Origin of the sequence: Pseudomonas frederiksbergensis (assembly GCF_003732705.1) — a bacterium.
Taxonomy (GTDB): Bacteria; Pseudomonadota; Gammaproteobacteria; order Pseudomonadales; family Pseudomonadaceae; genus Aquipseudomonas; species Aquipseudomonas frederiksbergensis_F.
On the sequence record NZ_MOBR01000044.1, the window covers coordinates 61622 to 73621 of the forward strand.

The 12000-nt window shown below is 61.3% G+C and carries 7 protein-coding genes; 3 read left to right on the plus strand and 4 right to left on the minus strand.

Annotation, left to right across the window (positions count from 1 at the left end; all coding sequences use genetic code 11):
• Positions 1–51: 51 nt before the first annotated feature.
• Positions 52–969 carry a transcriptional regulator MetR gene (gene metR, locus BK667_RS31635; protein WP_123515140.1) on the minus strand — a complete coding sequence of 306 codons (918 nt, stop codon included), beginning with the start codon at positions 967–969 and terminating at the stop codon, positions 52–54.
• Positions 970–1088: 119 nt separating this feature from the next.
• Here metR and metE point away from each other — a divergent pair, with 119 nt between their 5' ends.
• On the plus strand, positions 1089–3401 hold the full coding sequence (gene metE, locus BK667_RS31640) for a 5-methyltetrahydropteroyltriglutamate--homocysteine S-methyltransferase (protein ID WP_123599954.1): 2313 nt from the start codon (positions 1089–1091) through the stop codon (positions 3399–3401).
• A gap of 79 nt (positions 3402–3480) precedes the next feature.
• Here the strand turns inward: metE and BK667_RS31645 are convergent, their stop codons facing one another.
• Positions 3481–6135, minus strand: a complete 2655-nt coding sequence (locus BK667_RS31645) for a hypothetical protein (RefSeq protein WP_123599955.1) — start codon at positions 6133–6135, stop codon at positions 3481–3483.
• A 250-nt stretch (positions 6136–6385) separates the two neighbouring features.
• Here BK667_RS31645 and BK667_RS31650 point away from each other — a divergent pair, with 250 nt between their 5' ends.
• Together BK667_RS31650 and BK667_RS31655 are read left to right on the plus strand one after the other, a co-directional pair.
• Positions 6386–7417 (plus strand): alpha/beta fold hydrolase, encoded by a 1032-nt coding sequence (locus tag BK667_RS31650; protein ID WP_123515134.1) that lies wholly within the window; start codon positions 6386–6388, stop codon positions 7415–7417.
• Positions 7418–7796: 379 nt separating this feature from the next.
• Complete coding sequence (locus tag BK667_RS31655) at positions 7797–8465, plus strand: DsbA family oxidoreductase (protein WP_123515132.1); 669 nt, start codon at positions 7797–7799, stop codon at positions 8463–8465.
• A gap of 284 nt (positions 8466–8749) precedes the next feature.
• On the opposite strand, the gene BK667_RS31660 is transcribed toward BK667_RS31655, so the two are convergent.
• Positions 8750–10138, minus strand: a complete 1389-nt coding sequence (locus BK667_RS31660) for a sigma-54-dependent transcriptional regulator (RefSeq protein ID WP_123599956.1) — start codon at positions 10136–10138, stop codon at positions 8750–8752.
• Positions 10128–11897, minus strand: a complete 1770-nt coding sequence (locus BK667_RS31665) for a sensor histidine kinase (protein ID WP_123600022.1) — start codon at positions 11895–11897, stop codon at positions 10128–10130. The genes BK667_RS31660 and BK667_RS31665 overlap by 11 nt, the downstream gene beginning before the upstream one ends.
• Positions 11898–12000: the final 103 nt, after the last annotated feature.

Sequence of the window (12000 nt, forward strand, 5' to 3'; positions counted from 1 at the left end):
CGCGGAGCGTCCGATGAGGCATTCCCACGCAGAGCGTGGGAACGATCGGGGTTAGCGAACTGCGCTAACGCCGTCGAGGGTGGAAAACGACGTGTCCTTCGCCGTCAGCAAGAAATCCCGCATATACGGCGCATCCAGCATGTCCGCGCGAATTCCCGCGTACAGCGTCGCAAACAACCCTTTCTCACCCAGCCGCTTGGCCTTCACGTAACCCCGTGAGCTGTATTCATGCAGCGCCCAATGGGGCATGCCGCACACGCCGCGGCCGCTGGCCACCAGTTGCATCATCATCACCGTCAGTTCCGAGGTGCGGACCTGGGCCGGTTCGACATCCGCCGGTTCCAGGAAACGAGTGAAGATGTCCAACCGATCCCGCTCCACCGGGTAAGTGATCAAGGTTTCCGTGAGCAGGTCTTCCGGGACGATGTAGGCCTTGTTGGCCAAGCGGTGCTGATTGGCCACCGCCAGCATCGCTTCATAGGTGAACAACGGCACGTAAGTGATCCCGGCCAGTTCCAGCGGATCGGAGGTCACCACCAAATCCAGATCGCCCCGGGCCAGGGCCGGCAGCGGGGCGAAGGAGAAGCCTGAGGCCAGGTCGAGTTCAACTTCCGGCCAGGCGTCGCGGAACTGGTCGATGGTCGGCATCAGCCACTGGAAACAACTGTGGCACTCGATCGCCATGTGCAAACGCCCGGCAGTGCCGCCCGCCAGCCGCGCGATGTCGCGCTCGGCGCCACGCAGCAGCGGCAGGGTGGCGTCGGCCAGTTGCAGCAGGCGCAAACCGGCGCTGGTGAAACGCACCGGTTTGGTCTTGCGCACGAACAACGGCATGCCCATGCGTTCCTCCAATTCCTTGAACTGGTGGGACAGGGCCGACTGCGTCAGGTGCAGGCGGTCGGCCGCATCCACCAGGCTATCGGCTTCGCGCAAGGCGTGCAGGGTCTTCAAGTGACGGATTTCAAGCACCGGGGGCTCCATGAGGAAAACTTGTGATCAACACGAAAAGGTTGAGTTTGTCTCATGTTGGCTTGGGTGTCGACAATAGGCCCACGTTTTACACCATCTTTGAAAGGGAGAAATTCACCATGGCCCTGGCCCACACCCTTGGTTTTCCGCGCATCGGCGCTGACCGCGAACTGAAAAAAGCCCTCGAATCCTACTGGAAGGGCGATCTCGATCAGGACGCGTTGAAAGCCGTCGGCCGCCAACTGCGCGCCACCCATTGGCAATTGCAGAAAGATGCCGGCATCGATCTGCTGCCGGTGGGCGACTTCGCCTGGTACGACCAGGTGCTGAGCCATTCCCTGGCCTTCGGCGTGGTGCCCGAGCGTTTCGACAGCACCCTGGATGCCAGCGGCCAGCCGACCCTCGACACTTTGTTCGCCATGGCCCGTGGCGCGACCGCAGCCTGCTGCGGCGGTGAGCACACTAAAGCGCAATACGCCCAAGAGCTGACCAAGTGGTTCGACACCAACTACCACTACCTGGTCCCGGAATTCAGCGCCGATCAACCATTCAAGTTGAGCTGGGAACAGCTGTTCGACGAAGTCGCCGAAGCCAAAGCCCTGGGGCACAACGTCAAACCGGTGATCATCGGCCCGCTGACTTACCTGTGGCTGGGCAAGGCGAAAGGCAACGACTTCGACAAACTTGAATTGCTGGAACGCCTGCTGCCGGTCTACAACGAAATCCTCGGTCGCCTCGCCGAGCAGGGCGTGGAATGGGTACAGATCGATGAACCGATCCTGACCCTCGACCTGCCGCAAGACTGGAAAAGTGCGTTCGAACGCGCTTACCACATCCTGCAATACTCGCCGCTGAAAAAACTCGTGGCGACGTACTTCAGCGGCCTGGAAGACAACCTCGGTCTGGCCGTCAGCCTGCCGGTGCAAGGCCTGCACATCGACGCGGTGCGTGCGCCGGATCAACTCGGCCAAGTGCTGGATCGCCTGCCGACCTACAAGATTCTCTCGGTGGGTCTGGTCAACGGGCGTAACGTCTGGCGCTGCGAACTGGAACACGTGCTGGCGCAACTGCAACCGGCGCAAGAGCGGTTTGGCGACAATCTGTGGGTCAGCAGTTCCTGCTCGTTGCTGCACAGCCCGGTGGACCTGGAACGCGAAGACAAACTCGACCCGGAACTGAAATCCTGGCTGGCCTTCGCCGTGCAAAAGTGCGGTGAAATCGCCGTGCTGCGGGATGCCCTCAACGATCCGCAGTCGCCCAAGGTGCACGCCGCGTTGGCCGAGAGCCGCGCAATTCAGGCCAGCCGTGCGCAATCGCCGCGCATCCATAAAGCTGAAGTCCAGGCCCGCATCAGCGCTATCGGCGCCAAGGACAGCCAACGTCATTCGCCGTTTGCCAAGCGCATCGAGCAGCAACGTGCGCGCCTGCAATTGCCGGCGTTTCCGACCACCACCATCGGCTCGTTCCCGCAGACCGGTTCGATCCGTCTCGCTCGTCAGGCTTTCAAACAAGGCAAGCTGTCGGCCAACGATTACACCGACGCCATGCACAGCGAAATCCGTCATGCGGTGCAAGTCCAGGAACGCCTGGGGCTGGACGTGTTGGTGCACGGTGAAGCCGAGCGCAACGACATGGTCGAGTACTTCGCCGAGCAACTGGATGGCTACCTGTTTACCCGTTTCGGCTGGGTCCAGAGCTACGGTTCCCGTTGCGTGAAACCGGCGATCATCTACGGCGACTTGAGCCGCCCGAACGCCATGACCGTCGACTGGATCACCTACGCACAAAGCCTGACCGACAAGGTCATGAAAGGCATGCTCACCGGTCCCGTGACCATGCTGATGTGGTCGTTCCCGCGTGAAGACGTGTCGCGCAAAATCCAGGCGCAACAACTGGCCCTGGCCCTGCGCGACGAAGTGGTGGACCTGGAAAACGCCGGCATCAAAATCGTGCAAATCGACGAAGCCGCGTTCCGCGAAGGCTTGCCGCTGCGCCGGGCGCAATGGCAGGAATACCTCGACTGGGCGGTGGAAGCGTTCCGCTTGACGGCCTCCGGCGTGCGGGACGAAACCCAGATCCACACCCACATGTGCTACAGCGAATTCAACGACGTGATCGAATCCATCGCGGCCATGGACGCCGATGTGATCACCATCGAAACCTCCCGTTCGGACATGGAATTGCTCGAGGCCTTCAAAGTCTTCGACTACCCGAACGACATCGGCCCAGGCGTGTATGACATCCACTCGCCACGGGTGCCGGACACGGCCGAGATGGTCAAGTTGATGAGCAAAGCGGTGAAGCGTATTCCGGCCGAGCGGTTGTGGGTCAACCCGGACTGCGGCCTGAAGACCCGTGCCTGGCCGGAGACTGAGGCGGCATTGGTGAACATGGTGGCGGCGGCGCGGCAGTTGCGCAGTCAGTTGGCGTAATGACTGACGGTTGTTGATAACGACATGAAAGCCCGCTGAACCGGTGACGGTCAGCGGGCTTTTTTACGCTTATCGGTACTCAGGGCTCCCGGCTCAGAACAATCCATGGAATATCCAGCACATTGCCGCGTCCACCCTCCATGCCGCTTTCGAGGTGCAGCGTGACCTCGGGCGTGGGTGGCACAAAATGCAGGCTAAGCACATCGAGGACCTGATTATTCAATCGCAGGAAATCCGAAGCGTCGCCGGTGCTGGCACGCAGGCGAAGCAGTGGATGGAGGTCGCCGGGCGCCGATTGAACCACGGCGACCTGGAGCCGATAGGTGGCGCCGGGTTCGAGGTTGTTGAATGATTTGGACAAGATGTCGGCGGGTGGCGCGCCGGAGACGGTCTCGATCCTGAGTACGGAATAACGCCCGCCCGGCGCCTGGTAAAAGGCGAAAACACTCTTGAAGTCCGGTTCGTGCGGGGTCCAGCCTTGAAAGTCCGGGTAATCGAACACCGCTCGGTCCCGCGACAGACCTGGCCGGACCGTGAAGACGTACGGCGGTGAGGGTTGCAAGCCATCGATCGAGCGTGCCGTGATGACATGGCGCGCCACCGCAAAGGCTCGCGCAGGCACGATCCAGTTGCCATGCGCATCGACCGTGAACCGTCCGAGATTGCGCGCCCCCTCATACACAACCACCGGTTGCCCCGGTGACGCCTTGCCGCGAATAACGATGTTGTGTTGGTCGTAAGTCTCGCCGTTATGGGGGACCACCTGATCCCGCGCCGTGACGGTGCTGATGATCGGTGTCTGGGTCGGATTGTCTTGCGGGTCATGCACACCGGTGGGGGCGATCAACAGATGGGGGACTTGGCCACAGGCCCGTGCCCTGGTCTTTTTCGGCATCGGCGCGCAACGGCGCACGCCGCTGACATCCGAGTCGAAAACCACGTGCGCCGAGTAGGGCGCCATCGGGTCCGGGCCGTTTTTGAGCTGGTCCTGCACGGTATAGAACGAGGTAAATCGCGGACTGTCGCCAGCCTGCCGAAATTGTTGCGCCGTCAATGTGCGCACGATGCATTGCGGCTCGCCCGTCACGTACGGTAGCAGCTCACTGGGCGAGACCGTGAAGCGCACAATCAGGCTGCCCATTGTCAGTTCGATGACGTCGTACGCGCGGCAATAGGGGTAGCAAAAACTCACCTCGACGCCCAGCGCTGCACGATCGGCGTCCAGGCCGTTATCGATAACGTCTTGTGGCAGTTTCAGTTGCAGTTCCGAGTGCCCGGGATTGCAATCGCGGTCGCGGTTGCCGGGACGGATGGCGTTGTACAAGACCCTCAGCGGCGGGGCGCAGGTGACGGTGTTGTGGCTGACCCGGCTGACCGTGGCCTCCAGCAGGTTGACCCTGTCGTGCCTGAGTTCAAGCTTGGGGATTTTCATCTCAAGCCGACCCTTCACGGTGCCGGGCTGGATGATAAGGGTGTCGACGATGCGCCCATTGAGCAGCAGATCGACCACATCCAACGCCGCGGCCCCTGGCACCGGATTGATAATGACCCTGGCACCGTTGAGGCCGCTGTCATCGTAAATCCGCAGCGAAACCCCACAATCGGCGCCTTCCACCGCTTCAGTCGCGCCCAAAATAATCGGTTGGGCAATCTGCAAGACCGCGTTTTCGGCAGCGGCCGCTGGCTGATGGTGCGCCTCGCGGCCTCTAGGCGTGTGACCGACGATGAGTATTTCCGTGGACGGCAATACGTGCGCAGCGCCGTTGGCGTCGATGCGGGTGAAAAACAGCCGGGCGCTGCCACCGGCCAGAGCCTGCAGGGCATCATTGGCAATCTTGCAATCCAGCTTCGACTGGGTTTCCAGGAGGTGTTCCTGAATCAACACCTTCGACTTGCCCGTGCGATCCACGCCTCGCCAGAACAGTGTCAGCTTGTCTCCGGGGACGAAGCCTTGGGTGTCGAGGCTGACGTTGAGCGATCGGCTGCCCAGCCGGCTCAAATAGAAGGTGTGCTGCTCGTCGGCGCCGTCCACCGTCGGCAGTACCGGTTTTTCGGTGCCGGACTGGATCATTAGCACACGGCCCGGTGAACGATCCGAGGCCCAATTTTTCAGGTCGTCACACACCGTGTAATACAGAATGACCGCGCCGTCGCCGTTCCTGGCAACCTTGTCCCTGGACAGCGTAAATGTCAGGGGCTGTCCCACCTCGTCGACCGTTACGGTATGCCGCAACGCCCAGTCGCCGAACATCAGCGTGACGGCATCGTTCGGGCACATGCCCTCATAGGCCGGCACGATCACCGTTTCATCCTGTTGGCCGTTGAGGGTGGCCGAGGTGATCTGGGGCGGTGCCAACCGCTGATCGATTGCGCCGGGCAGACGGGTTTTGACCCGTACTTTCAGCGGAGCGGATCGCTCAAGGTTCACCCGGTAGGTCAGCGTGATCAGCCCTTCGGGTATCAGCGTCGCCGGGATGCATGGGGTAAGGGGCTGGCCGTCGTAATCCTTCTTGACCGGCAATACCAGAACCAGCCGCGTGTCGAGATACACCAACACACTGTCGCCAGGCTTGATGGCGTCGGGATCAATGGCGATTTGCAAGCCTCGATCCATGACCATGGCCAGATTGACGCCCACATCCGCACCGCTGACCGGAGTGATCGCGCCGGGGATTTCAAGCGCTGGGCGCGTGGTCGGTTCGTGATGGGCTACGAGGCGATTGTAAGTGTTCATGAACGCTGCCTCTGTGTATGCCCGGGTGGGCGATTGAATACACAACAGGGGGAGGCTGCCTACTGTCAGAAATAACAGGTCGGCGGGTGTTTCCGATGAGTGGTTGCAGGGTTTTACCGTGGGGAACACCGCGAGGCCAGGGACGACCGCTCGGCAATCTTCATCAAACTGTCACGCAACTGTGGCAGCGCGCTTGAACAAACTTCATCAGACTCGCGCTCTACTGGGGTTCTGCGTTTCGGTGTTTTTCATGCGTGCTTTTTTATTCAAGGCGGTTTTCTTGACCGCGCTGTTATTCAGCCTGCCGTCCTTGGCGGCTTCGCGATGCGATGTCAATGTTCCGACCGAGCACGTCGATCTGGATCAGGTGAGCCTGGCGTACCAGAGCATCGGTCGTGCGTCCGATCCGGCGTTGCTGTTGGTGATGGGCCTGGGAGGTCAATTGATCCACTGGCCGGACGAGGTGGTGGTTGCGTTGTGTCAGCAGGGCTTTCGGGTGATTCGCTATGACAACCGCGATGTCGGGTTGTCGACCTGGCGCCAGACGCCGGCCAACGCCAACCTGACCTTCGAAGTGCTGCGTTACAAACTCGGTTTGCCGGTGGCGGCGCCTTACACCTTGACCGACATGTCCGAGGACGCGTTGGGGCTGATGGACGCCTTGCACATCGAGCAATTCCACGTGTTGGGGGCGAGCATGGGCGGGATGATCGCCCAGCATATGGCGGCCATGGCACCGCAACGGGTCGAGAGCCTGACGTTGATCATGACCAGTTCCGGCGCCGAAGGTTTGCCGGCGCCGAGTGCGGCGCTGGTGCAATTGTTGTCGCGCCGGGGGGCGCCGAATCGTGAAGTGGCATTGGAGCAACAAGCGGATTTGCTCGCAGCCCTGAGCAGCCCGACCGTGAGCGATGACCGGCAAGTGCTGCTGCAACAGGCAGCGGCCTCGTACGACCGGGCGTTCAACCCCGAAGGTGTGAAACGCCAGATCATGGCAATCCTCGCGGAGCCGAGCCGAGTGGCGCTGCTCAACCAGTTGCGCGTGCCGACATTGGTGGTACACGGCACGGCGGACCCGCTGCTGCCGGTGATGCACGGCATACACCTGGCGGCGCACATTCGCGGCAGCCAGTTGAAACTCATCCCGGGCATGGCCCATCGCTTCCAGGAAGCGTTCAAGGCACCGTTGCTGGCGGCGGTGTTGCCGTACTTGCAATCCCATCGCGAAGACACCTCGCATTGGGCGCAGATTGAGCCGGTGGCAGCCCCCAATCTCCTGTAGGAGCAAAGCTTGCTCGCGATAGCGGTCTGCCTGCCACATCGATGGTGACTGACACACCCCAATCCCCTGTAGGAGCAAAGCTTGCTCGCGATAGCGGTCTGCCTGTCCCATTGATGCTGACTGACACACCCCAATCCCCTGTAGGAGCAAAGCTTGCTCGCGAAAGCGGTCGGCCTGTCCCATTGATGCTGACTGACACACCCCAATCCCCTGTAGGAGCAAAGCTTGCTCGCGAAAGCGGTCTGCCTGCCACATCGATGGTGACTGACACACCGCTATCGCGAGCAAGCTTTGCTCCTACAGGGCGAGGGCTGCAGTCCTGGGCCTGTCGGGTGTATCGTTCAGGTTTTCCGGTGCGATTGAGCCTGCGAGGTATGCGATGAGTAACTCCCTGAAAATCGATTTTGTCAGCGACGTGTCCTGCCCCTGGTGCGTCGTCGGCCTGTACGGCCTGACCAAAGCGTTGGACATATTGCGTGACGAAGTCCAGGCCGAGATCCGCTTCCAACCGTTCGAGCTGAACCCGAACATGGGCCCCGACGGCCAGAACATCACCGAACACATCACCGAAAAATACGGTTCCACCCCCGAGCAATCACAGAAAAACCGCGAGATGATCCGCGCCCGTGGCGCCGAGGTCGGGTTTGCCTTTCGTACCGACGGCAACAGCCGCATCTACAATACCTTCGACGCCCACCGCTTGCTCTACTGGGCCGGGCTGGAAGGGTTGCAGTTCAATCTGAAAGAAGCGCTGTTCAAGGCGTATTTCACCGATGGCGGCAACCCGTCGGACCCTCGGCAATTGGCGCAGATTGCTGAAAGCGTCGGGCTGGACCGGCAGCGGGCCGAGGCGATTCTGGCCAGCGACGAATACGTCAGGGAAGTTAAAGAGGAAGAGCAGTTGTGGCTGTCGCGCGGGGTGAGTTCGGTGCCGACGGTGGTGTTTAACGGCCAGTACGCGGTGACGGGCGGGCAACCGGTGGAAACGTTTGTCGGGGCGATCCGGCAGATCATGAGTGAGGCCAAGGGCGGTACCGTCAGCAACTGACACCGTCCCCGCGATCGTTCCCACGCTCTGCGTGGGAATGCCTCTGGGGACGCTCCGCGTCCAGTGACGCGGAGCGTCACGGGCTGCATTCCCACGCAGAGCGTGGGAACGATCATCAACGCGGTGACGGGTGGGCAACCGGTGGGAACGATCATCAAAGTCCTGAGTTCGACTCGGTCTTTCAGGTCGATGGAGCTCCAAGAACAACTCGGTCAGTCCCCTCGCCCCCTTGGGGAGAGGGTTAGGGAGAGGGGGGGGTTCCCAAGTCGTACACAAACCAGCAATCACCGCACAATCTTGTCCACATGAATCCCCAGTTTCTTCAGTCGATACCAAAAGCTGCGCTCGGAGATTCCGATCAGCTGCGCCGCCGCAGCCTGTACGCCGTTGCTCTGTTGCAGGGCCGCGAGGATGTAGGCCTTTTCAACTTCCGCCAGCGCCGCTTCCAGGTCCGCCGGCACACCGTTGTTTTCAATCAGCACGCCACTGTCGGCGGGCCGTGAGGCGAACAAATAAGCGGGCAGGTCTTCCTCTTCGATCACCGCCTGGGAAGCCACAATCGTCGCGCGTTCCACGCAGTTCTGCAGTTCGCGAATATTCCCCGGCCACGAATAATTGGCCATGGCCTGCAACGCCGCCGCGCTGAAACCACTGAAGCGTTTACCCGCCGCAGCACCCAGCGTGTTAGCGAAATGCCGGGCCAGCGGGGCGATGTCTTCGACCCGTTCGCGCAGGGCCGGCAGCGGGATCGGGAACACGTTGAGGCGGTAATACAGGTCTTCGCGAAACTCCTTGTTGGCCACCGCGTCCAGCAGGTTCTTGTTGGTGGCGGCGATCACCCGCACATCGACCTTGCGCTCACGGGGATCGCCCACCGGTTCGATCACTCGCTCCTGCAACGCGCGCAAGATCTTCGCCTGCAACGCCAACGGCATTTCACCGATTTCATCAAGAAACAGCGTGCCCTTGTCCGCCTGTTGAAAGCGCCCGACCCGGTCCGCCACGGCGCCGGTAAACGCGCCTTTGCGATGGCCGAACATTTCGCTTTCCAGCAAGCCTTCGGGGATCGCCGCGCAGTTCACCGCCACGAATGGCTTGTCGGCGCGGTTGCCATGTTTGTGGATCGCCCGGGCGACCATTTCCTTGCCGGTGCCGCTTTCGCCGGTCAGCAAAATCGTCGCGTTGCTTTCGCGCACCGAATCGATGGCGTGCAGCACCCGCCGAAAACTCGGGCTGTCGCCCACCAGGCTGTCGATCTGCTGGTGTTCGTCGAGTTCGGCGCGCATGCGCTGGTTGTCTTTGAGGATGTCGCGAAATTGCAGGGCCTTGCTGACGGTGATGTCCAGCTCATCGATATCGAACGGCTTGGCGATGTAGTCGAAGGCGCCGTTGCGCATCGACTGCACGGCGTTTTTCACCGTGCTGTAGGCGGTCATGACGATCACCGGCAATTGCGGAAAACGGCTTTTGATTTCCGCGAGCAATTGCGGGCCGTCCATGCCGGGCATGCGCCAGTCGCTGATCACCAGGTCGATGTCTTCGCACTCCAGCACTTTGAGCGCGTGCAGGCCGTTGCCGGCGGTGAACACCGTGATGCCGTTCTGACTCAGGGCCGAGGCCAGCAGGTCGCAGAGCTTGGGCTCGTCGTCGACCACCAGTACGTTATGTGTCATCGCTCGTCTCGTCGAAGTCGTCGCCATGGGTCGGAATGTACAGGCTGAAAGTAGCGCCGGCATCTTTTTCGCTGACGCAGTCGATGTGCCCGTCATGGTTTTCCATGATCGAAAACACCTTGGCCAGACCCAGGCCGGTGCCCGAGGCTTTGGTGGTCACAAACGGTGTGAAGATCCGTTCAAGCATGTCCGGCTCGATGCCCTGGCCGGTGTCCGCGACGCTGATGATGGTGTGGGTGGCATCGCGGTTGATGCCCAGGGTCAGGTGGCCGCCGTCGGGCATGGCGTCGATGGCGTTGACGATCAGGTTCAGCCCGGCCTGCTTGAGCTGGCGCGCATCGGCGTACAGGGTCGCGCCCGGTGCCTGATCGTCGATGTGCACCTCAATGTTATGGCTGGCCAGTTCCGGGGCGCAGAACCCCACCAGTTCATCCACCAACGGTCGCGCCGGTTGGGTCGAGCGCAGTGGCGCACTGGGTTTGGCGAAGTCGAGGAAATCGGTGATCAGGTCGTTGATGCGGCTGACTTCGCTGACCACGTATTCCAGGTGACGCTTGTCGGTCTCGGGCAAATCGGCGCGCCGGTGCAGCAGTTGGGTGGCGGTCTTGATGATGCCCAGCGGGTTGCGGATTTCATGGGCCAGGCCCATCGCGACTTCGCCCAGCGCGTGCAAACGGTCGCGGCGGCGCAGTTGCGATTCCAGGTGTTGCAACTCGCCCAGGCGTTCGCTCATGTGGTTGAAGGTGCTGCTCAGTTCCGCCAGTTCATCGCCGCCGGTGACGGGCAAGCGCTGGCGATAATCCCCGGCAATCACCGCTTGCACGCCTTTGGACAAGCCGCGCAACGGCTTGGTCAGCCGCTGGGACACCAGCCAGCCAACCGCCAGGGAAGCTGCCGAACTGAGCAGGAAAATCAGGATGAACAGGTTGCTCTGATTCACCAGCCCCATCAGGCTGGTATGGCGCAACAGGCCACTGAAAATCACGCCTTGGAGCTCGCCATTCTCATTGAGGATCGGCCGGTAGATACCGCTGAAACGACTGGTGAATTGCTCGGTCGGCTGCTTGGTGGTGCGCAGGATCTGTTCGATCTTCGCCGGGACTGCTGCGGGGTGGTCTTCGAAACGCTGGCTGGAGAAGATCTCCGAGAAGTCATCGCCCTTGGCCAGGTACAAGCGCAAATCCAGCGAATGCACATCGGAGACGCTGGTCAGAAAGCTGTTGTCGAGATAAGTGGCAATCACCAGTTTGTAATCGACGCCGTCCTGTTCGGTTTCAAAGGTCGAGACCACGGTGCCGGTCGCCACACCGCCGATTTGCAGGGTTTGCAGCACGGCTTTGGGCGCGGTGCTGATTTGGCGCACGATGTCATCGGCGGCGGTGCTGAACACCACTTTGTGATCGCTGTTGCGCACCAGGGCGACGACGTCGATGCCCATGGAATCGGCAATGTCGGTGGTCAACCGGTCGTGGCGCACCGACGACCTATCCACCGGCGGTTGGGTATAGCGCAGGAACAATTGCGCGGCCCGGGCGTTGTCCCGCAGGATTTCGCTGATCTCGTCCTCGACGATCTTGGTCGATTCCTGCAGCCAGATGCGCACGTTGCTGTCGAAAATCTGCGACAGCGTGGTGGCGGCCAGTTCCGCGGCGATCATGGTCGGGATCACGCTGACCAGCCAAAAGGCCAGGACCAGTTTGCGTTGCAGGCTCCAGCCGGAGAGGGCGAAGGGTCGGGCGTTGGCGGGTCGTTTGGTCATCAGGTTTCGCTTGTCGAACGCCATGGCGGGATTAATCGTGAGGCCTGGATCAATACAGTAGCCGACATTGCCCCGCCGGTGGCGGCCCGTCTGCAACCGGGTT

Excerpts from the sequence above, each read along its gene's own strand:
- metE (WP_123599954.1), top strand. The coding sequence starts at position 1,089 with ATGGCCCTGGCCCACACCCTTGGTTTTCCGCGCATCGGCGCTGACCGC.
- BK667_RS31645 (WP_123599955.1), bottom strand. The coding sequence starts at position 6,135 with ATGAACACTTACAATCGCCTCGTAGCCCATCACGAACCGACCACGCGC.
- BK667_RS31650 (WP_123515134.1), top strand. The coding sequence starts at position 6,386 with ATGCGTGCTTTTTTATTCAAGGCGGTTTTCTTGACCGCGCTGTTATTC.
- BK667_RS31655 (WP_123515132.1), top strand. The coding sequence starts at position 7,797 with ATGAGTAACTCCCTGAAAATCGATTTTGTCAGCGACGTGTCCTGCCCC.
- BK667_RS31660 (WP_123599956.1), bottom strand. The coding sequence starts at position 10,138 with ATGACACATAACGTACTGGTGGTCGACGACGAGCCCAAGCTCTGCGAC.
- BK667_RS31665 (WP_123600022.1), bottom strand. The coding sequence starts at position 11,897 with ATGACCAAACGACCCGCCAACGCCCGACCCTTCGCCCTCTCCGGCTGG.